Below are 23888 nucleotides of genomic sequence, written 5' to 3' on the forward strand. Positions count from 1 at the left end.
GTAGTGGTAGTAGTTGTTGTTGTAGTGGTAGTGGTCGTTGTAACTATCTCCGGCTCCTTTACAAAAACAGTGTAATTGATAACGTTTCCTGTCATGCCGTTGGTGCCTAGAACTACCTTCTGACCGGCCTCGAAAGCCTTTTTGTATACAGCGAATGTAACGCCGTTGCTTGTCTGAGCATTAAGTTCTGTTCTTGTGTAGCTGCTAAGCCATGAGGGAACTGAATTAGCTTCCTCCTCCCTTGTATCAATAAGAACATATACCTCTGTCTTATCACCGGTCGTGAACTCTGCAAGATCGCTGTCCGTATTCTTTGAGTTGCAGGCAGTCATTATGTACTCACAGTTTTCAAGCTCTGAGGGAAGAGATGTGTATGTAAAGTCCCTGTCACCATATATGAGACCGCCAGTCCTGTTGGACTCCATGAGCTTCCATGAACCTGAATTGCTGTAGTCCTTAACCAGGAAGTTCCTGACGAGCTTTCCGTTTACAGGCTCCGGAGGAGCATTGTTGAGCTTAACATCAGGTCTTGCAGGGAGCTGAGCCTCTGTGCCAAGGTAGAAGCTCGTATGAGGCGGCTGATTGTATGAAGACTGCTCGCAGCAAACCTGCATACGATACTGCATATCGTGCATGAGAGTTGTTAGCCTGTACTTTGTTTCTGTATTTGTACAGAAGATACGAAGCTTTGAATTATCCTCAGTCCTGAGAACGAGCTCCTCGCGCCAGTCGCCGAAGATATCTGCTGTAAGACAGGGAACAGCCTTTGTGCCGTTGTTTGAAGCACAACCTGTGGCTGTAAAGATATTCTGATACTGATCAATACCAGTTGCTTTACTTATATTGATATCATCAAGAAGCTCACGCTCAAGGTCGCCGTCCCAGTAGATAAGGAAGTTGGTAGAAGGCTGTTTGCTGCCTATTTGTTTACCTGAAACGTCATACACATTATACGCAGGTCTTGAGCCCCAGAATTCAGCACCGCTGTTGCCGGAGATTATATTGTCTGCACAGCAGCGTCCGGTATCCTTATCGCCGACGTAATGCCAGATTATCTGACCGTTCCTGCCGTTAACGAGAGAAATTCCGTAATTACCTGATTCATGGCAGATGAAGACCTCTATTCCCTCACGGTTAGGATCAAGGTCGCCAACGTGCATAGCATCGCCGTGTCCCTTTCCTGTTGACCAGAGAAGTCTGCCATTATCATCAATAACGCAGGCTCCCATGCAGACCTCCTGTCTGCCATCGTTATCGAAGTCCGCAACCATTACGTTGTGGTTACCGTTTCCATAAGCAGGATTGCTCGAATCGAATCCCGTATCGAATACCCACTTCTTTGACAGCTTACCGTTCACTACATCTACAGCAGAAAGAGTGAGTCTTGTATAGTATCCTCTTCCATATACAACAGAAGGATGAACTCCGTCAAGATAAGCCACAGCACAGTTATAGCGCTCGCAGCGGTTTCCATAGTTATCGCCCCAAGTACTCTTTGCGCTTGTGCTCGTAGCGTCGCCTCTTAGAACCGGGAACTCGATAGTATCGAGAGCCGCACCTGTAGCACCCTCGAAAAGGGTCATGTACTCGGGGCCCTGAAGCACCGTACCTGCACTGTCCACATAATTTGCATTACCGTTGCCTATGACCTTTCCCGTACCGTCAACAGTGCCATCGCAGGTCTTTGTTACAAGCTCTGCCTTACCGTCGCAGTCGAAGTCAGCAACAGCGAGCTGTGTATAGTGCTGACCAGCGCGGATATTCTTTCCCATGTCTATACGCCACAGCTTCTTTCCTGCTATGGTATAACAGTCGATATACACGTTTGCAGTAAAGCCCTGAATTCCTTTATCGGCATTATGTGTCTGTGAGTTGTCCTTGGAGTTTGAAGGATCCCACTTGACGAATATCTCGTACTGTCCGTCGCCGTCAACGTCTCCAACGCAGCAGTCGTTTGGAGAGTAGGTATAAGCCTCACCGTTAATAGTTCCGCCTCTCGGAACATCGAGAGGTATGTCGAAATAATTCGTACCAGAAGTATTATGGCAGCCGTCTGAGCTTACCACATTGCCGTTCACAATGGTATCAACACGGTACTTTGAGCTTGAATTTCCGCTTGCGTCCCAGTAGTTGGTCGCTTCCCCCGCCTTGCTGGTATAAATGAGAGTGTCATCGCGGAAGAGCTGAAACTCGGTATTGTCATCGTCGTTTGCGTTGAAGCGCCAGCTTATGAACATACCATTGCCCGACTTGATAGCGTAGATACCGCGGTCGAGGTACTCCATTATGGCAGAGCCATTGCCGCCAACTCCGTAGGCAGCATCAGCAGTGAGCATAGCACTCGGGCTTGAGCTTACAGCAACTGAGAGAGAGGCAACAGCAGCCGCAATTTTTTTCAAGTTTAGGTTCATTGTAATTCCCCCTGTCATTTTTTTCACGATCTCAGGACTTCAGTCCTTGTCCATTATATTATACACTCTCATTCATAATTTTGCAATATTCATTTGTATCATTTTTCATACTTTTTTGTCCACATCCGCGCTGGTTATGTAAAATAATGCAGTAATTTTTAATGAACTGTGAAATTATATGACACAGCCCAGTCAATAAAGCAGGATTTAGTGTCCAATGCTGAATAAAAAGTCCACCTGAGGTGTATCTTTTTCAATATTCAATGGGCGCCCGTTTAATAAGTTCAAATTTTTCCCTATTATAGAATAACGCAGAGCTAACGTCTCATTTTGGTAATATCCCATATTAAATGATACTATAATAGCCTCTTTCCATTTTTCTTAAAAAAAACAGTTGCAAAAAATTCACATTTATGGTATATTAAACACAATAGCAAGCAGCTTTACGGACAATAATATAAATGATATACAAATATTATTTGTCAGCTGCCGCTATGTAAAACGGAACTCGGTTCCGCAGGGGGAATTAAAACTCAAAGGAGGAAATACAGATGAAACGTATCGTTTCAGCAGCTGTCGCACTGATGACGGCTGTATCATCCGCAGGAACGCTTTTCCCTGTCGCAGCAAACGCCGCAGGCATTTCATTCACAGGCAGTGAATGGACCGGAAAAAACGGTGCAGAGGACGTATTCGCTGTCAACCGCGAAGCCGCTTCCTGTAATCCAGTGCCTTATCATGACACAAAAACTGCAGTGGATGCTGTATGGGACTACAACGCCCGGGAGAGGTCTGACTATATGCAGCTTCTCACTGGAGAGGATCAGAACTGGGATCTTGTAGTTGTACAGAACGCCCAGCAGGCTCAGACCCATATCAACGCAGGCTGCTTCAAGCCCAGCTATCAGCCATCTTCAAATCAAGGCTGGAAAACAGTGCAGCTGCCGAAAAGCTGGACCTGTCAGGGCTTTGACTATTCTATCTACACAAATATCAATGAGCCTTGGCAGGCAAAGTACGACAGCAATGTGCCAGTGCCGCAGGCCCCCACAAACTATAATCCCGTCGGTCTATACCGAAAAAAATTCACCGTTGACAATACAATGCGTCAGTCCGGCAGACGTATATATATAGAATTCGACGGCGTTGAGTCCGCTTACTATGTCTATATCAACGGACAGTCTGTTGGCTACAGCGAGGACACCTTCAGTCCTCATCGCTTTGACGTTACTGATTACCTTACCGACGGCGAAAACACTCTTGCTGTTGAGGTACATAAATTCTGCGACGGTACATGGTTTGAGGATCAGGACATGATATACGACGGCGGTATCTTCCGCGATGTTTTCCTCGTAAGTGCTCCCGATGTACAAATAAGAGATTACACAGTTCGTACAGACCTTGACGACAGCTTTACCGATGCACAGCTTGAGATAACGTTGGATTTGTGCAATCTATCAGAAAGTACAAAGAGCGGCTGGAGCGTTTCCGCAGAGGCTTACGACGAGGCAGGAAACAATATCCTTAACGGCGCTTCCGTCAAGCTTGACAGCCTTGCCTCCGGCAAAGACAGCAGTGCCGTGCTTAAAACCGGCGTGAGTTCCCCGAAGCTGTGGTCGGCTGAAACACCAAATATATACGCTCTTGTGTTAAAACTCACAGACGAAGGCGGCAATGTACAGGAGATACTGTCCACGCAGCTAGGCTTCCGCGAGATAGACTTCACAAGCGCACAGGTCGACAGTTCATACAGGGTCACTACAAGCAGCTGGCAGCCAATAACCATAAATGGCAGGCGCCTCCTCCTCAAAGGAGTGAACCGTCATGACACAGACCCCTTCAATGGCAAGGCTATACCTCAGGAGACTATGCGCGAGGACGTTGCTCTGATGAAGAAGAACAACATCAACGCAATAAGGACCTCCCATTACAGCAATGACTCCTACCTGTACTGGCTCTGCAATAAGTACGGTATGTACGTCATGGGCGAGACGAATATGGAATGCCACGCTCTTCAGGATGGCAGGAACAATGACGCAAAGGCGTTGTTCTACGAGCTTGGAATGGATAGGACAGAGACCGCCTATAAGAGGCTGAAAAATAATCCATCCATAGTTGCATGGTCTATCGGAAACGAAATGGGCTACACAGGCAATGCAGGCGACGCAGGCGGTCTTTTCCGAGATATGATATGGTACTTCAAGAAGAACGACAGCAGCCGTCCCGTACACAGTGAGGGTCAAGGCGGAAGCATGGGCGTCGATATGGGAAGCAATATGTATCCCAACTCCGACGCTATTGTAAATAACGCAGGAAAGGGCAAGATGCCTTACGTTATGTGCGAATACGATCATGCTATGGGCAACTCCGTCGGCGCTCTGAAAGAGTATTGGGACGTTATTCGAAGCTCAGATAATATGCTAGGCGGCTTTATCTGGGACTGGGTAGACCAGTCAAGAGCCGTTGAACTGCCAAACGGCAGCTGGGATTATTACTCGGAATCTTATGCAAAGACCAATCTTTATTCTGATGATATAAAGGGCAAATACTACGGCTACGGCGGAGACTGGGGCGATTGGCCCAACGATAACAGCTTCTGCGAGAATGGTCTTGTCAGCCCAGACAGAACTCCCCAGCCGGAGCTTTCCGAGGTGAAGTATCAGTACCAGAGCTTCTGGTTCTCAGCAGACGCCTCACAGCTTGAAGATCATCAAATAACCGTCTATAACGAGAACAATTTCCTTAACCTGAGAGATTTCAACGTAACATGGACCCTGCTGAAAAATGGCATCGCCATAAAAAGTGGAGTTGTTGAGGACGCTGATGTCGCACCGCTCACAAATGGCACTCTGAAAATCCCTTTCGAGATACCCGGTAAAACTGCTGCAGGCGACGAGTATTATCTCGATATGTCCGTAAAGGTAAGGAACGGAACAGAGCTTCTCCCCGTGGGAACTGAAGTTGCATGGGGTCAGATAGCCCTCGCTTCAAGCGGAAAGACCGCAAAGTACGACAGAGGCAGCGACGCTGTCACGATCGTCGAGACTCCGGATTCATTCGTTCCCACAAATAAGAATTTCAACTTCATGATAGAGAAATCTACAGGTCTTCTGAAAAGCTACTCATACAGGGGCAATACCCTCATCGCAGAAGGACCTGTCCCCAACTTCTGGCGCGGAAACGTGGAGAACGATACGGGCTGGGGCGCAAGCGGAGAATTCGACGCTAAATGGCGCACCGCAATGGAGGGCGCTGTCTGTGACGGAATAGACGTCAGAGAGCTTGACGGCGGCGAGAAAATGCTGATATCCCACCTTACTCTCCCCAATGCAGGCAATACAAAGGTAGATATAGCCTATACCGTACACTGCGACGGCAGCGTTGACGTTGAGTTCAGCGTTGACGCATCAAGATCAGGTCTCGGCAGCTTTATCCGCGTAGGCTCCATAATGAAGCTGCCTGAGGGTGCTGAAAACCTCAGCTGGTACGGAAACGGTCCCGTTGAGACCTTCAACGACCGCAAGACAAACGGCAGACAGGGCTTATGGGAAAGCACAGTATCAGATATGTTCTACCCGTACATGAAGGCAGACGACTGCGGAAATCTCACCGACGTCAAATGGATAGCGGTGCAGAACGAAAGCAAGGACATGAGCCTGCTCATATCCGCAGAGGGCACCGTGGAAGCAAGCGCTCTCCACTTCACTCCCGAAGATCTGCAAAACGCCGACCACCCGTACAAGCTGGATCCGAGAAAGGAAACTATCCTCAGTATCGACTACGGCTCAATGGGTACCGGAAGCGCTACCTGCGGACAGGGAACGCTTGAAAAGTACCGTCTGCCGTCGGGAAGGCAGTACAGCTGGAAATACACTATCATTCCCGTTCCTTCTTCAAGCACGGGAGAGGATATGACAGAGCTGTGCGCAAAGCTTCGCTCAGACGGCACAGCAGTACAGGATAAGAGCAGCAATGCCCTGACAGTTCCGGTATCGGCAGGAGCAAGGCTCGGACACGACGATAACGGCAATTATATTTCCGGCTCTGTGAGCATACCTCACAACAGCAGGCTCGATCAAGCCTTTGAAGGCAAAAACTCCTTTACTGTAGAAGTAAATGTCGTACCCACAGGCATACAGCAGTACAATATGTTCGCAGGCAAGGGAGATTACTCCTTCGGACTGAGAACAGAGACAGGTACAATTGATTTCTTCGTATATGCCGGAGGAGAATGGCGCAGTCTTTACTACGAAATGGACGTAAGCGCAGACTCCGGCTGGATCGGTAAAATGCATCAGGTCGCCGGAATATACGACGCTGAGAACAATATGCTGAGGCTGTACGCCGACGGTAAGATACTTGCGGAAAAGTCAGCAGGCACAACGGCAGGCGTGGCTCATTCTGACTATAATCTCACTCTAGGAGCCTGTCCCGACACTGGCAGAGACTCTCAGGCGAACTTCTACGATATGAGAGTCTACAGCAGGGCGCTCACCGCCTCAGAGCTTGCCTCACAAAACACCCATGATCCAAAGTATACTCCTGACAGCAAATACGTACAGCTCTGGCTGGACTTTGATAATATCGCAACTCCTGCGGAGAATGATGATATCCTTTACGGCGACGCAAACTGCGACGGCGGTGTGGATATGTCCGATGCTGTGCTCATAATGCAGAGCCTTGCTAATCCCAATAAGTATGGATTGAACGGCACCGACAGACGCCATATCACTCAACAGGGACAGCTCAGCGGCGACGTCGACCTCTCTGTAGAGGGCATAACATCAAACGACGCTCTGCGCATACAGGAATATCTCCTCGGCAAGATAGATTCTCTTGCTCCGTAACTCCAAAATGCTGCGTAAATCCACGATACTGCATACAGATACAGCCCCGACTTCGCTCGGGGCTTATTTTTCACTGTACGCTTTACACAGCCGCGTTTATATGCTACAATATTCCTGAGGTGATAGCTTGGACATAAAATATATTCACGAGCCCACTGACCTGCAGTGCGGACAGGCAGTTCTGGCTATGGTGCTTGGAACAACTCCCGAGCATATCTGCCGCCTTCTGAACAACGACAGAGAAACCGATCTTAAGGAAATGAAGCATACCTTCCGCGCGCACGGAGTTTTTATCTCAGATCAACGTAAACAGGTGCAAAGCAAGGAAGAACTGCCGCCTATTGCGCTGCTCAGTCTTGAAACTCCCCGCTGTTGGCACTGGTCGCTGTACTGTGAGGGCGTGTTCTACGATCCAGAACACGGCGTTATGGAGGATTTTCCGCAGTCCGCAAGAAAGTACTACTGGGAGCTGAGGATATAACTCCGCTTTTATGAAATGAGTAGCTGAAAAAGGTGCTTTTCAACGAAAAAGCTCTGAATATATCACGTTTTTTTTCCTTTCTCCATAGCATAATATCAATTGACACATTTCGTCAAAAGTGGTATAATAATTTTATGTATATATATTGGGAGGAAACAATATTGAAAATTAAACGATCGGCATACATACTTACAGCTGCTATATTACTGTCAGCCATGACAGGTTGTTCAAAGACCGAAAACGTTTTGAACTCTGAGGTAGACCCTCTTGCCTTTAACGCTGCTCCAGAAAGCGTTACTTTCGACTGGCAGGAAGCCTACGAGAGCAAGCTAAAGGAGTTCAAAAAATCGGACAGATACTCTGCGGATTCAAGATTTGATCTCATGGATATCACGGACGACAATATCCCGGAGCTGATAATATCTCCGTCGGCTGAATCGTCGGAGCGTTGCGATATCTACTTTTCATTCGGCTCTTCTATCGATCTCCTCACTTCATGCGGAGCCTACGGCGAATTTGATTTCATACCCTCGATACTCTTCATAGGCTTCCAGTACGACGGCGACGGCTTCACGATTGGAGAATACCAGAAGTATTCCGAGGGTTTCTACAATAAGGAAATAAGCTATTATACCAATGTAGGAAGCGCTTCTGCAGGAGCTGCAATACGGTATATGATAAACGACGAAAGTGTTACCCTTGCACAGTACGACAGCATTGTATCGGCATATCAGAACGAGCAGTCCATCAAGCTTGGAAGAAAGTATACCTTCGGGGACGAGTGCATAGACTATGCTATACATTGCAGCGAGAGCTGGAGCAAGGTGCTCACAGGCGATCAGAAGCAGAAATACAGAGAGAGCCTTTCAGAGTATGTCAGCAGTTCATATCCCAATGCAGCCTTTGAGATAGTTGATCTCGACATGAACGGTCTGCCAGAAGTCGTTTTATCCACTGGCCTTCCAGGCGAGCAGGCTACGAGGATATATTATCTCGATAACGAAGGGGTAAAGAACATAAAGACAGACAACGATTCCGACGGATGCATACGCTTTGATATAAAACAGAACGTATTCTATTCCGGCGTCGAAAAGTTCAAATGCTGGACACTTGCAGATGCTGACCTCAACCGCTTCAAGCCGTCAGACAGCATTATGACCTGCGGCAGAAAATACGAGCTCAGCAAAAAGAATCTTGAGTTTGCCTTTTCATGATGAGGTAAAAAATGGCTAAATCAAAATATATCTACACCTGTAATCAATGCGGCTACGAAAGCTCCAAGTGGAATGGAAAATGCCCCTCCTGCGGCGCATGGAACAGTTTCGAAGAGGATATCGCGGATACTGCTCCGGCTAGCGCCCGTTCACCCCTGTCTTCGGGAGCTGCTCCAGACCTTTCCGAAAGTATACTTGAGCTTGATGACATAGGCGTTGACAGCGACGTCCGCTACGATACAGGTATCGGAGAGCTGAACAGGGTACTCGGTGGAGGGCTTGTGAAAGGCTCTCTTGTTCTTCTCGGCGGCGAACCGGGTATCGGAAAAAGCACTATACTCCTACAGATATGCCAGTTTCTCGGCGAGGATCATTCAGTGCTCTACATATCAGGAGAGGAATCTGCAAGGCAGATAAAGCTCCGTGCAAAGCGCCTCGGAGTCGATACGGAAAATCTATACATACTCACAGCCACAGACGCGGAATCTATCGCTCAGACTATAGTCTCGAGCGCTCCAGATATCGCTATCATTGACTCCATACAGACCATGAGTATAAGCCGCATAGCCTCCAGTCCAGGAAGCATAACCCAGGTGAGGGAATGCACGAATCTATTCATGCACACTGCAAAAAATCAGGAAATACCAATAATTATCGTGGGGCATGTAAATAAGGACGGAGCTATCGCAGGACCGAAGGTAATGGAGCATATAGTTGACGCGGTGCTGTATTTTGAAGGTGAGCGCCACCAGAGCTACCGTATCCTAAGGGCTGTTAAGAACCGTTTCGGCTCCACCAACGAGATAGGTGTTTTTGAAATGATAGACAAGGGACTGCGTGAAGTGTCGAATCCCTCGCAGATGCTCCTTGCAGGCAGACCGCATAACGTATCGGGTACATGCGTTTCCTGCGTTATGGAGGGAAGCCGACCAATACTTGCAGAGGTCCAGGCGCTCGCAGCAAAGACAAGCTACTCAGCACCTCGCCGTATGGTCACGGGCTTTGATTTCAACAGGCTCAATATAATAATCGCAGTCCTTGAAAAACGTCTTGGCATATTCATGGGGAGCCTTGACGTATACCTGAATATCGTCGGCGGTTTCCGTCTTGACGAGCCGGCAGGCGACCTGCCTGTAGCTATGGCTCTTTACTCGGGTATAATGGATAAGCAGATTGATGAGGAACTAGTAGCTTTCGGTGAGATAGGTCTCGGTGGAGAGATACGCTCGGTATCACATATTGTGCAGCGTATATGTGAAGCTGAACGAATGGGCTTTAAGACCTGCATAGTTCCGAAGCAGTCCATGTCCTCCATTGATCCAAAGGAGCACGATATAGAGATAATCCCTGCAAGCACTCTTAAACAAGCATTTTCAGTGATAAAATAAACATCATTCGTCGGGAGAAAAGCTTTTCTCCCGATTTTTCATCGACAGTACTATAAAGAATGCTTATTTTCTATGCAAGTGTTGCTATTTCCGTAATTATATGATATAATTTTATATGTAGATCCTTTACAGGAGGAATAACAACTTGAAAAAGAATAATTTTGCTGCCGCTCTGCTAGCACTCAGCATACTTCTCACAGGCTGCGGTGGTACTTCTTCCCACAATGTGAATGACAGTACCTCGCCTGCTGCAATCGAGAACACAGAAGCTGAGATTACCGATATACATACAATTATAACATCAAAAGATCACAGGGTCACAACTGCTGCCACATCTGCGGCAGAAGCAATATCCTCTATCGTTACATCATCCACAGAGGCTGCACAAACTGAGATCATAACAGAGGCTCCTAATGAACAACCCCAGACTGTCGCCCCGACAGCTGAAGTTCAGCCCCAGACCGCTGAGCAGCCTACGGAAGAACCTGTAAATACGGAAGCTCCGGCGCAAGAGGAGGTCATAAATATCACGACAACAGCTGAAACGACTACAACTCTTCTCACAGCTACCACTGCCGTTACCACACTTGCCGAGACCACCACAACTATAACCACAAGTCTGCTGCCAAAGATACTCCTTGATAGTATGACCCTTGAACAGAAGGTCTGCCAGATGTTCATGGTCACTCCCGAAGCTCTGACGGGCATCTCACCCATGACCGCAGTTGGTGGAGGAACTCAGAAAGCTATTGCCGAATATCCTGTTGGCGGTATAATCTATTTCGCTCAAAATATGACCTCTCAGGAACAGATGAAAGCCATGATATCAGCTACTCAGAGCTATGCTAAGGAAGCCTGTGGTATAGGCCTTTTCACCGCTGTTGACGAAGAGGGCGGACAGGTTGCACGCTGCGCTCAAAAACTTGGCACTACTGTGTTTAATGACATGGCTTACTACGGCGAGCTTAACGACAGCAAGACCGCCTACAGCATCGGAAGCACTATCGGAAAGGATATCCATGCTCTCGGATTCAACGTTGATTTTGCCCCTGTTGCAGATGTGAATCTTTGCAGTGCAAACGAGCTTGGCGACCGTATTTTTAGTTCCGATCCAAAGGTCGTTGCAAATATGTCCTCTTATGTAGTTAAGGGACTTCAGGACGAGGGAGTATGTGCCACTCTGAAACATTTCCCCGGTCTAGGTGCGGAAAACGGCAATACCCACACATATTCCACAGTAGTTATCGACCGTACAGTGGATGAGCTCAGAGAAGCAGAATTCATACCCTTCAAGGAAAGCATAAAGGCTGGAGCGAATTTCGTTATGGTAGGACATCAGATTGTTACCGGCTTCGGCGACGAGCTTCCCTGCGACCTTTCATACAAAGCCGTTACGGAAATTCTGAGAAAGGAACTGGGCTTTGATGGCATTGCCATAACCGATTCACAGCAGATGAATACCATTTCCACAGTATATTCCTCCGGAGAAGCCGCAAAGCTCTCCATAAAGGCAGGCGTAGATATCATACTTATGCCAGTTGACTACAAACAAGCAATAGATGATGTATGCAAAGCCGTCCGCAGCGGTGAGATATCCGAGAAGCGCATTAACGAAAGCGTTATGCGCATACTTAGAAAAAAATCCGAGCTCGGACTGCTGAAAAAGTAACATACCTGAAATAAATGGACAATAATATGAATAAAAAGAAAGCTATCATTATCTCGGCAGGTTTTCTTCTGCTTGCAGCTGTATTCTCTTTTTTGTTATGGATAACAATAATGAGTACTCCACTTCCAGATGGAACTGTTGACAATGTCTTTGTAAAGCCTTTGGAATCGGAATTATTTACCGAACAAGATTATTACAAAGCCGTAGAATGTGTAAAGGAATACTTCCCCAAATATAAAAACTGTGAGCTGAGAGAGATACACTATGCAGGCGATGATACCACAACAAATAAAAACATGGATACCGATTCTGATTACGAATACATTGAACTTATATCGAAATTTTATGTCAAACCGAGCACATTTTTCCAGCCCTCTAATGAAGCATGGCCTGAGGGTCATACATTCTATCGCTGGTCCTGGTCTCTAAAACGCCAAAAAGCTAATCCAGACTGGACAATATATGGCTGTGGTCAAGGATAAAAAAGTTTTACCGCGCTCCCTCGGGAACGCGGTTTATTATATCATCATTTTACCATAAATCCCTGCATTTTACTATCAATTTTCGGTATATAAAGTTATAATTATACCATGAGAACAAACCTCATATCCAAGGAGGCCAAAACATGAAAACAATGAAAGTTATTGCCCTGCTTGCCGCTTTTTCAATACCCGTCTGCACTGCGGGCTGCGGCAGTGGGAATAAAACGGAGCCTGAAAAAACTCCCGTAACAACAACAGAGGCCACAACAGAGACTGTTGAAGTCCCTGAGCTGGACGGCTATACCCTGCTCTGGAACGACGAGTTCAGCGGCAGCGTTCTGGACGAGAGCAAGTGGAACTACGAACCTCACGAGCCCGGCTGGACAAACGAGGAATTGCAGGAATACACGACTTCCACAGATAATGTCTTTCTCCGCGGCGGAAAGCTTGTAATAAAGGCAATCAAGTCCGAGAAGGACGGTAAGGACTATTACACCTCAGGTAAGGTAACAGGTCAGAACAAGACCGATTTCACTTACGGAAAGATAGTTGCGAGCGCTAAAGTACCAGAAGGACAGGGACTATGGCCAGCTATATGGATGATGCCCAAGGATGAGAGCTACTACGGTCAGTGGCCGAAATGCGGCGAGATAGATATTATGGAAGTACTCGGAAACGACGTGAACACTGCTTACGGTACTCTCCACTACGGCGAGCCTCACGGTGAAAAGCAGGGCACATGGGCTCTGACAGGTCAGAACTATGCCGACAGTTTCCATGAGTACTCAGTAGAATGGGAGCCTGGCGAGATACGTTGGTACATCGACGGCAACCTCTACAATACCGCCAATGACTGGTTCACAGCTGTTCAAGGCGAAGACGAAAAGCCATACCCTGCTCCCTTCGATCAGCCCTTCTTCGTTCAGATGAATCTTGCAGTCGGCGGCACATGGCCCAAAGACCCTGACGCTTCAACAGATTTTAACAAGGCAGAATTCGAGATAGACTATGTAAGAGTATATCAGAAACCACAGTATGACACAAATGTCAGCAAGCCCGAAAAGGATTACCGTCAGGCACAGGAGGATGGAAACTACATAATCAACGGAGACTTCTCCGAGTCTGAGGATCTCACCGACGATATCAACTGGAAGTTCCTGCTCTTCAATGGCGGCGAGGGCTCTGCCGAGATAAGAGACAATATGATAGTCATAACCTCTGAAAAGGAGGGCACAGAGGACTACTCTGTACAGCTTGTGCAACCAGACCTTCCCATGATAAAGGGAAAGAAATACCGCGTTTCATTTGACGCTTATGCAGACGAAGAGAGAGACATCATAGTATGTGTCTCAGCTCCATCCGCAGGCTGGATACGCTATCTTCAGGATACCAAGCTTAAAGTGACTACTGATAAGCAGACCTTCACTTACGATTTTGAAATGAAGGAAAAAGACGACAACAATGGCCGTCTTGAATTCAACCTCGGTCACAGAGGTTCCACAGCAACAGTTTACATCTCTAATGTAAGAGTTGAAGAAATAGAATAACCCCCTTCGCAATCCCTGCAAAATCAGCCGATATCCTCACTTCGGCTGATTTTTCTTTTTTATCGCACTTTTTACTAAATTTACTTGAAATCACACATAAAATATGTTATAATTAGTATATCTTCAATAATCGCTGTAAGGCGGTTATTGCCCCGAACTATGTTCGGGGAACGCAAATTTCTAAAAAACATAGAATTTGCGCGGCACACTAATTGATGTCAAGCTCATTTTGCAATTAATGGCAGAACAAAGCGCAGTAAAAATCGTTAGTTTAATATTTCGGGGATATTACAATTTTATAATTGTGAACAGGAGGAAATTTTCGTGATTTCCCTGAACAATGCAAGCTGTTATCTACCGGTTTTACTGCACTTAGGCAATAAGAAATCGACTAAAAAATATATACACAAAGCCGTTTTCAGCTGCTGAGCAGACATTTGTCAGGTATGGTTTTTAACCTGCCCGGCAAAAAGCCGATACAAAAGCGTTCACTTTTAACGTACCATGCATTTTTATTTTCATCATACAAAAGGGGTGTATTAATGGAGAAAATAATAGAAATCGCAGTTATTGTCGCAGGGATTGATGAAGAATATCAGAACAGCGTTATCGAAGGTATCATAAGCTGTGCAAAGGATAAAAACGCTAATATTTCGTGTTTTAGTGCATTCGGCGGAGTCCTTTCAAACAGCAAGTACGATGTGGGAGAATACAATATTTACTCTCTCATAAATTTTGAAAAATTCGACGGTGTAATACTTCTCAGCAACACCATAAGCGATCCTATCGAAAAGGAAAAGATAGTGAACAGGGTAAAAAGATCGGGGCTCCCTGTCAGTATCCTTGATTGCAGCGAATATCATGAATTCCATAACATATCCATCGACAACTTCTCGGCAATGAAGAAGCTAGTCCGCCATATAATAGTGGGTCACAGCGCAAAAGTAATAAACTATATCTCAGGTCCCGTCTCGAATCCAGAGGCCGCCGACCGACACAGAGCTTTCAACGAGGTGATACACGAATTCAACATAGAGGTCCCGGAAGAACGAATCTATCACGGAAATTTCCGCGCCGTCGATGGAAAAAAGGCAATAGAATACTTCTACAGCACTAATCTTCCTCATCCTCAGGCTATAATATGCGCCAACGACGCAATGGCTCTTGCAGCTATAGAGGAACTTACAAATATGGGCTACAAGGTTCCTGACGACGTTATCGTCACAGGCTTTGACAACACTTACAACGCCCGTCATCACCTTCCGGCACTCACCACTGTTTCACGTCCTCTTGATGAGGCGGGCTACAAAGCGTGTGAGGTGATACTAAAGGTCATAAACGGAAAGAAGCAGAAGGATACAATATCCCTCAAGTCCTCTCCGGTATTCTCGGAGAGCTGCGGCTGCAAAGCACCGCAGCCCATAGATATCGACGAATACAAGACCGCCGCATATAAAACTATAAACGGTTTCAGAAACGATATATCCCTCCTGAAACGCATGACCGCACAGCTTGCCGACAATGACACTCCCGATGACAATATCAGGACGGTTGCAAGCCTTATCCAAGAAGTTCAATGTGAGCGCTTCGCTATATGTCTCTGCTCCAACTGGGACCAGTCCATAACAGGCAAGGCTACGGATGATATCCCAGAGATATACCAGATACAGGGCTATACTGAAAAAATGAGCGCTCCACTCGTATTCATGAACGGGCGCAATAACCCGGTAACAGTTTTTGACAGTAGCGATATGCTGCCGCTTCCCATTTCCGGTGGTGGAAACGTAAGCTATTTCCTGCCTCTGCACTTCCGCGAGCGATGCCTCGGCTACTACGTCTTCGTAAACAGCGCATTTCCGCTGAAAAGCCTTCTATGTCACGCCCTTATGCTGAATATCAGCAACTCAATAGAGAATATCTGCAAGCTGTTGCATCTCAATAGCATGATAGCCGAACTGGACAAGCTTTACATAGTCGACCCACTCTGCAATATCTACAACCGCAACGGCTTCATAAGAATGGCTGGTCAGATGTTCAAAGCATGCCAGTCCTCCGGAAGAAAGATACTCATTTCCTTTATTGATATGGATGGACTGAAGTATATCAATGACAACTTCGGCCATAAGGAGGGAGATTACGCGCTCCAACACCTCGCAAGAATAATAAAGGACTGCTGCAAGAGCGGAAGAATATGCGCGCGCTTCGGCGGTGATGAGTTCATAATACTCGGTGCAAACGCTACAGATGAGGACGTTCCAGCGCTGGAAAGCACATTCAATATACAACTCGAAAGTATAAACCGCATAATAAGAAAGCCCTATAAGATATCTGCAAGTATAGGCTCTATAGTTACAGACGCCACAGGCGACGTTACTCTGTTCAATCTGATAACCAAGGCTGACGAGATCATGTATGAAAAGAAGAAGCGAAAGAGAACTTCGCCCTACCTCAGAAGAGATCAAGGACAGGATGATGTGAATTATGACACACCTTGGAACTATAAGACTTGAGACCGAAAGGCTCATACTTAGAAGATTTGAGGAAACTGATACCGAGACGGCTTTCCATGTTTGGACAAGCGACCCTAAGGTCACAAAATTCCTTCATTGGAAGCACCATACAAATATATCCCAGATGCGGACGCTCGGGCAGTCATGGCTTGAAAGGTATGAAGAAGACCCTGAGTGGTACCACTGGGTAGTGGTACCGAAGGAGGTCGGCTTCCCTATCGGCACAATCACTGCCGTGAACATCAATAACGATACCGGCACCGTGGAGATGAATACCTGTATCGGCTCAGGATACTGGGGCTTGGGCTACATTACAGAAGCCTTTGCAGCCGTGATAGAGTTCTTCTTTGAAGAAATCCATGCCAACAGGATAGAAGCAAAATACGCCCCGGACAATAAAGCCTCGGGACGCGTTCTGGAAAAATGTGGTCTTACTCCCGAAGGTACTCTCAGAAGTGCAGACCGCTTGAATACAGGTATTACGGATATCTGCGTGTGCAGTATCCTTGCAGAGGATTATTTCTGACAGCGTTATCACTGTCGGACTGCCGTAAATTTCATAGCAAGGGAGCAAATATATTAAGTATTGCTCCCGCTATTTTTTTGAATACAGACCTCTTTTCACAGTCCTCATGGGTTATCTCCTGTGATACGGAGACAGTCCTTTCAAAATCTGAAACTATCTCTCCTATCACTGAGCAATCGTAAAGCACGGCTCCGCACTCAAAATGCAGGTAAAAACTACGGTAATCAAAGTTTATCGTACCGACTACCGCTGTTATGCCGTCGGCTAAACAGGTCTTGGCATGAATAAAACCTGGTGTATACTCGTATATCTTCACGCCCATAGCCGTTAATCGAGCGTAATTGTTCCACGCTATCATGTGAACATACCACTTGTCAGGTATATGTGGAGTGATTATACGCACCTTCACCCCTTTTTTTGCAGCAAATACAATAGCGTTGGAAAGCTCCTCGTCGATAATGAGATACGGAGTGGTGATGTATACAAAGCTTCGGGCATTGCTTATAAGCTCAAGATACACATTTTTTCCTACCGGCTCCTCGTCAAGGGGAGAATCCGAGAATGGCTGTATAAAGCCATCGTAATCTCCGCTATATGCAGACTCTGGGAGCTCCGGCTCAAATCTGCGTATCTCTTCGCTTTCGACTTTTTCCCAGAGCTGAAGAAACATTACGGTATAATTCCAGACCGCCTGTCCGCGTATCATAACAGCTGTATCCTTCCAGTGTCCGAAGCGCTCTCTGCGGTTGATATACTCATCAGCAAGATTTGTACCGCCGTTGAATGCGGTATGGCCATCTATCACCACTACCTTTCTGTGGTCACGGTTGTTCTGTACTGAGGATATCATGGGACGGAAAGGATTGAAGACCTTGCACTTAACGCCGTTTTCCTGCAATCTGCGGAATGGCTTGACGGAATTGAGCATACCGGTGCCTATGCCGTCATACATGAGCCTGACATCAACGCCTTCCTTCGCTTTGCTTATCAACAGCTCTGATATGGTATCAAACATATATCCTTCGGATATGATAAAGAATTCAAGGAAAATGAAACGCTGAGCCTTTTCAATCTCTGCAACCAGCTTTTCAAACTGCATCTCGCCTAGAGGGAAATACTCAGTCTGCATATTCCTGTAAACGGGGTAAAGCCCGTAATCCGCCACATACCTTGCAAGATTCATTGAGTCCGGACAAGCTGCGGAAAGCTCCTCCATTACATCCGATTCCTGCACGAGCAGCTCCTTTGACTGTATCTGATTGCGCATATCTAACGATTTTGGGAGCTGCTGCGACAGCTTAAGGAAAAGATAGGATACTCCTCCAAAAATCGGAAATATGCTTATGGTCACTATCCACGCCATACGGTATGATATCGGCTCGTTCTTGTTGGTAATATACACCATCAGTACAATGTCGAGAACTATGAGCAGGAAATATACCTCTACGAATCGCTCTCCAAGCTGCATAACCGCAAAGAGCAGAAAGGCTATCTGCAACAGCAGAAGTATTACAAATGCGGCATTAGTGCTGAGAATACTGCTAAGTAGTTTTTTCAGCCTCATGGCTCACCTCCTGACAATAATATTAACAATGATAGTATTATTATACCACACTTTTTAAATGAAAGGAAGATTTATTTTGAACAAACTCAGGCCATACGAAAGAAAGGTTTTCTATTACGAAACAGACAAAATGGGGATAGTTCACCATTCAAACTATATACGCATATTTGAGGAGGCTCGCGTACACTACCTCAGCGAAGCAGGACTGCCTTTTCCAAAGATTGAAGAAGCAGGCATACTTATGCCTGTGCTTTCTGTAGAAGCCGTATACAAGCGCCCTCTCAGATTTGACGAGTCCTTTGCGGTCTATCTGAAAATAGACAAATTCAACGGAACCTCGCTCCATGTATCCTATAGGATAATAAGCCGCGATACAAGTCTTGTATGCACGGAGGGCTGCTCCTCACACTGCTTCACGGACACAGAGCTCAAAGTAGTTCGCACCAAAAACAGATACCCAGAGATATATGAAATATTTGCAAGATACGCTGGTCTTGACTTCGATGAAGTATTCACAGACTAATAAAAACCATAAAGGAGCAGATACCCCACTTAGAGTTTTCACACTTTTTTCGTGTGTCCACTCTAAGTGGAGATATCAGATTTGAGCATCCTTTATGGTTTTTTCTTTACATTATTTCTCTTCAGGATCAAGTGACTTTATCTTGCCGAGGAGGAACTCCTGTATTCGGAGAGCATCGTTGGAAGTTACGCCCTTTGCTGTGATATCAACATCAGCATTTTTCATGCCTTTTTCAGTGATACGCTTGCTGTCGCTTCCGTTAACGCCGTACTTATTCGGATTTGCAAGGGACTGCATGATAAGCACAGCGTCAGACATGTCTATCTCACCGTCGCAGTTTGCATCGCCGAATTTCACATCTATGGGAGTTGTAGTTATAGATGAAGAAGTCGTAGTTGATGTGACGGTTGTAGTTATAGTAGTTGTTGTAGTGGTAGTATTTTTGGAAGTAGTAGAAGTTGAAGTGCTTGGCTGTTCATTGTTTCCGCTCTTGTAGAGATCCTTCGGCAACTCGGCTAGAGTTATGCAGAAGTCGCTTTGATAGAGCTCTGTCAGGGTCTTTGGATTTTGATACTGCTCGCCGCAGAGAAAATGCTCCTGCTCTGAGTCGTACCATGGACAGAAGTAAAGCCAGTAGGCATGCTCAACTGTCATATTGCTGAGGCTCGGTACAGTGTCATTCTCAGGCATAGAAACCATTTTATTTCCCTTTACAAACTTGTTGAGAGTATAGAACAGACCTGCTTCTGCATCCTCATTTGGAGTACCTGCCTGCTTACCGTCGTGGCGGTTGTACTGGCAGTTGTACTTATCATAGCCTACAATATCAACTCTGTCATCGCCGGAATACCACTTTGCAGAATTCTCAGACCACGCATAGAGATTCTGCTCATATATGAGGTTATGGAGACCGTATTTATCCCTCAGGGTATCCTGCAAGAACATCCAGAGCCTGTTGTATACCTCCGTTCCCTCTTTCGACCACCAGAACCATGCTCCAGAGCCGTCAATAGGGTCCTGGGTATTGCTTGGATTACCCTCAGCCTCGTGGAATGGTCTGAATATCACAGGTACTCCAGCGTCCTGGAGCTTTTTCAACTCAGTTGCAAGGTTTTTCATACACAGTTGGAAGTAATCGTACTCCATAGTTCCTTCCACCATGCAGTTTGCGGTAATGAAATCGGTATTGGGCTTATATGTAGTTCTGCCAAAATCAAGCGGCTCACCAAGGGTATAGTCAGCCTTTGTTACAGGCACATTAACGTGCCATGAAGCGGTACATATACCGTTTTTGTTTTTAGCCCAGTCTATCATACGATTCGCAACACCGTCGTCCCACGCAAAGCAGGGGCAGTAGCTTCCGAAGTCAAAGCCGCGTATAGCAGGCTCCTCTCCTGTGAGCTCTTTAATGTATCTTACCTCATAATTATAATCATTGAGGGTATAGTTGCGGTTCTGTGACTGATAATTGTACTGCTGACCTTCCTCGTCAAAGCACTTCCATACAAACTTCGAGCCATCGTCAGCTGTGGAGATATCAGCCTCGTCGAAGCTGTATTCCTTACCGTCCCCATCGACACATTTTTTCTTCTCAGCATCATAGCGGATAGTTGTGGCGACCTCATGACCGCCTCCGTATATCTCCTGCTGACCTGATAGGATGTGCTTTCCGTAAACACTCTTGAGATAAGCCATGAGAGCCTTTGTTTCGGCAGTTGCGTCTGGGTCGCAGGGCGTTCCGCTTGCTGCGGAGAGGTCTGGGAAGACAGCATTTGAAACTGTAACTGTATCTATAGCCATATAGCCGTACTCGCAAATAAACTCAATATTGTTGACACCTTTGTTCATGCGTACCATACCAAAATCGTAATCCACCCACTTGTCGGAATAAGCCGCCTGAGTGATATACTTAACTCCATTTATAGAAACTGCCTGCTGTCTGCCCTCTTGATTGAGTATCTGAGCACCGCGAACTGTTATGGTATACATACCGTCCTCTGGAACAATCACCTCGAAAGAAGCGGGCTTTGCTGTAAGGTAGAAGAAGCCCTTTCCAGAATAATCCGGTATCTCTGTCTGATATATTGTCTCCCAGAGCTCTGCTCCCTCCATATCCTCGCCTTCGATAGTATATGGGAACTTAGTTCCGTTATCCTCTGCCACAGTGCCTGACAGCGGTACGTAGCCTAACTGAGATGCTGCCATTGCTCCTGCGGCAGCAAGCGATATCAGTTTTTTAAGTCCTTTTTTCATGTTGTATCCTCCTTATATGCTATTGTTTTTCCGGTATTTCTGATATGCAGCCCTTCATCAGCTGCATACATCTTCACTGTATATTATATAATGTGTAAATGCACTTTTCAATGGCGTTTAGCGCTCACAAAATGCACTTTTCAGCTATAATGTACATATCTCCTGCAATTTGTATAATCTTTCGCCTCCACAGCTTATAATAATTATTCAGAAATTTTTGGGAATAATGTGAGAGAATTCACTTCCTCATACGTCTAATAAGTAGAAACGACAAATAAAAGAGGTCATAATACTGAATATAACCGATGAAATAATACATTCACACCGGATAAAAATATTAAAGCATACCATAAAGGAGGTATTATTATGCTGAAAAGAAGGATAATTACGCTATTTACTTCACTGACTCTCGGACTTACATCTCTGACCTGTGCTCCCGTATACGTAAACGCTGAGGGCATCACCTCCCCCACCGCCCTTTCAGACGAGGACAGGATCACCGATCTGTCCCTGATACGTGAGATGTTCGATGAGTATATCGAGGAAAAGGGCTTGAATATCACCTGTGCCGAGCCCGGCAAATATTCTCAGTATACCGATCAGATAGTGATAGAGTTCGACCTGAACGAGGAGGACTATATCGAGCTGCTGAACTACGCTGCCGATAACAATATCGACCGCAACAGCTTCACCTATATGGCTTACAGCGACGGCGTTCTGATGACGACGACCACTACTGACCCGAACAGAACAACGACCACCACCACAACCGCTGTCAATACTTCCCCTGTCACAGCACAGCCGTTAATGACAGATACTTCCGGTCGTATTATTGATGCCGACGGCAATGTTATCATAGTCAACGGCACATCTGCTGTAATGTCCGGTACTCCCAAGGGTACCACCACAACAATAGCAGGCTCCGGCTCATTCGCGCTCCTGTCATCGTCCTACAGTATAAACGTCGGAGAGACCGGCAGCATATCACGCTGCGGCATGGCGTACCCGGATTCATGGACAGTTGACAATGACGACGTGATCTCTCTTGATACAACAGGTCTGAAATTCACAGGTCTCAGCGCAGGTACTGCAACAATAACCTATAACAGCAAGGGCGTATTGCAGACAGCCACAGTAACTGTCACAAACGTCACAACGACCACAACAACATCTTTTACCACATCATATACAACAACTACAGCTTTCATCGACTATATGACGCAGGTGGATTACGACAAGTCACCCATGAAGGTGGGTGAGGTAAGACGTGTAGAATTCAGTCACCCTACAGGCGCAACAACAGGCGGTTCGGTATATTCTTCTTCTGACCTTATAGAAATAACCTACGAAGACGGCAATAATTATTTTGACGTCAAGGCGCTTAAGGAAGGCGAAGCGTCAATATCCGTCCACGCAAGAGGCTGTGCATTTGACCCCACAGTAACTATCAAGGTCATAGCTTCCGAGCCGGAAATAACTACTTCGGAAGAGCCTGAGGTATGGATGTACGGCACAGGCGTCGATCACTTCCACAGCGTAAATACTCTTCCCACAAAAACCATCTACGACGAAGGCGAGGAGTTTGACCTCAGCGGACTTGTGATCAATGCTTACCACTCTGTAATGAGACATTCCAACAAGGGCAACAGCGAATATTTAAAGACTGACTATGTATGGGAGGTTGAAGATATATCTCCCGAGTACATAACAATATCCAGCCTCACAGGCAAAAAATATACTGCTGACCAGTTCCCGACGCTCATCGGCGGCAATGCTTATACGGTAAAGATTGGAAAGAGAGGATCTACCGCGATCACTCTCAGCGTTAAGGGTGATGAGAGAGAAAAGGAACTCTACGACTTTGAGTCCTTTACTTTCAGAATATATATAAACCCTGCTGACAAACATTCAGAGTTCATACACATAGACAATGCAGAGGTAGAGACCTTTGGATACGGAACAACAAGTCACGGTTTCAAGCTGAAGGGCATGGAGGCTTTCAGCATAGATATGGACGCATATATGCACGCCGGATATGAGATAGAAAGTGATATCCGCGAGGGCGATACAGTATCAGGAGTTCTTTGTATCAATCCGGAAAACTATTACATCTATTTCGGCGACCTTGACATAGTAAAATACAGCGGAGAAGTCGGCGACGCAAACGATGACTGCTCCATAGATATGGCTGACGCCGTACTTATAATGCAGGCTCTTGCAAATCCCAACAAGTACGGGATCGGAGGAATGGACGCAAGGTGCATGACCAAAAGAGGATTTGCTCTCGCAGACCAGAACGGCGACGGTATAACCGTACTAGACGCACAGCTCATACAGAACAAACTCCTCGGACTTAAATAACAAGTCAAGAGATAGAAAACATGATACAGATATGATAAAGGCTCTCCTTAGTGAGAGCCTTTATCGTCAAGCATATACAAAAAAGTATGATAAATAAAAAGCTCCGCATAAA

14 protein-coding genes are annotated in these 23888 nt (G+C 46.2%); 11 read left to right on the forward strand and 3 right to left on the reverse strand.

Annotation, left to right across the window (positions count from 1 at the left end):
- On the reverse strand, positions 1 to 2411 hold a 2411-nt coding region (locus tag J6U00_RS06125; protein ID WP_296580197.1), incomplete at its 3' end, for a rhamnogalacturonan lyase.
- Between the two features lie 551 nt (positions 2412 to 2962).
- Between J6U00_RS06125 and J6U00_RS06130 the strand changes: the two genes are divergently transcribed.
- The 9 genes from J6U00_RS06130 (at position 2963) to J6U00_RS06170 (ending at position 17075) form a co-directional block, all read left to right on the forward strand.
- Positions 2963 to 7258 (forward strand): glycoside hydrolase family 2 TIM barrel-domain containing protein, encoded by a 4296-nt coding sequence (locus J6U00_RS06130; RefSeq protein WP_296580199.1) that lies wholly within the window; start codon positions 2963 to 2965, stop codon positions 7256 to 7258.
- Positions 7259 to 7385: 127 nt separating this feature from the next.
- On the forward strand, positions 7386 to 7739 hold the full coding sequence (locus J6U00_RS06135; protein ID WP_296580201.1) for a hypothetical protein: 354 nt from the start codon (positions 7386 to 7388) through the stop codon (positions 7737 to 7739).
- A 161-nt stretch (positions 7740 to 7900) separates the two neighbouring features.
- The gene (locus J6U00_RS06140) at positions 7901 to 8953 is read left to right on the forward strand and encodes a hypothetical protein (protein ID WP_296580203.1); all 1053 of its coding nucleotides are present in this window, start codon (positions 7901 to 7903) and stop codon (positions 8951 to 8953) included.
- 11 nt (positions 8954 to 8964) lie between these two features.
- Positions 8965 to 10341, forward strand: coding sequence for a DNA repair protein RadA (gene radA / locus J6U00_RS06145; RefSeq protein WP_296580204.1), 1377 nt, complete (start codon positions 8965 to 8967; stop codon positions 10339 to 10341).
- A gap of 145 nt (positions 10342 to 10486) precedes the next feature.
- Complete coding sequence (locus J6U00_RS06150; RefSeq protein ID WP_296580206.1) at positions 10487 to 12010, forward strand: glycoside hydrolase family 3 N-terminal domain-containing protein; 1524 nt, start codon at positions 10487 to 10489, stop codon at positions 12008 to 12010.
- A 26-nt stretch (positions 12011 to 12036) separates the two neighbouring features.
- Positions 12037 to 12492 (forward strand): hypothetical protein, encoded by a 456-nt coding sequence (locus tag J6U00_RS06155; RefSeq protein WP_296580208.1) that lies wholly within the window; start codon positions 12037 to 12039, stop codon positions 12490 to 12492.
- Between the two features lie 143 nt (positions 12493 to 12635).
- The gene (locus J6U00_RS06160) at positions 12636 to 14039 is read left to right on the forward strand and encodes a family 16 glycosylhydrolase (protein WP_296580210.1); all 1404 of its coding nucleotides are present in this window, start codon (positions 12636 to 12638) and stop codon (positions 14037 to 14039) included.
- Positions 14040 to 14581: 542 nt separating this feature from the next.
- Positions 14582 to 16549: a GGDEF domain-containing protein gene (locus J6U00_RS06165; protein ID WP_296580212.1), complete on the forward strand. Its 1968-nt coding sequence runs from the start codon at positions 14582 to 14584 to the stop codon at positions 16547 to 16549.
- Positions 16521 to 17075 (forward strand): GNAT family N-acetyltransferase, encoded by a 555-nt coding sequence (locus J6U00_RS06170; protein ID WP_296580214.1) that lies wholly within the window; start codon positions 16521 to 16523, stop codon positions 17073 to 17075. The genes J6U00_RS06165 and J6U00_RS06170 overlap by 29 nt, the downstream gene beginning before the upstream one ends.
- Before the next feature lie 31 nt (positions 17076 to 17106).
- On the opposite strand, the gene cls is transcribed toward J6U00_RS06170, so the two are convergent.
- On the reverse strand, positions 17107 to 18639 hold the full coding sequence (gene cls / locus J6U00_RS06175; protein ID WP_296580216.1) for a cardiolipin synthase: 1533 nt from the start codon (positions 18637 to 18639) through the stop codon (positions 17107 to 17109).
- A gap of 76 nt (positions 18640 to 18715) precedes the next feature.
- Between cls and J6U00_RS06180 the strand changes: the two genes are divergently transcribed.
- On the forward strand, positions 18716 to 19162 hold the full coding sequence (locus J6U00_RS06180) for an acyl-CoA thioesterase (RefSeq protein WP_296580217.1): 447 nt from the start codon (positions 18716 to 18718) through the stop codon (positions 19160 to 19162).
- A 111-nt stretch (positions 19163 to 19273) separates the two neighbouring features.
- On the opposite strand, the gene J6U00_RS06185 is transcribed toward J6U00_RS06180, so the two are convergent.
- A complete protein-coding gene (locus tag J6U00_RS06185; RefSeq protein ID WP_296580219.1) occupies positions 19274 to 21415 on the reverse strand; it encodes a glycosyl hydrolase in 2142 nt (713 codons plus the stop codon).
- Between the two features lie 366 nt (positions 21416 to 21781).
- On the opposite strand from J6U00_RS06185, the gene J6U00_RS06190 reads away from it, so the two are divergent.
- A complete protein-coding gene (locus J6U00_RS06190; protein WP_296580221.1) occupies positions 21782 to 23776 on the forward strand; it encodes a dockerin type I repeat-containing protein in 1995 nt (664 codons plus the stop codon).
- Positions 23777 to 23888 lie beyond the last annotated feature (112 nt).

Source organism: Ruminococcus sp. (assembly GCF_017650195.1).
GTDB lineage: Bacteria > Bacillota > Clostridia > Oscillospirales > Ruminococcaceae > Ruminococcus.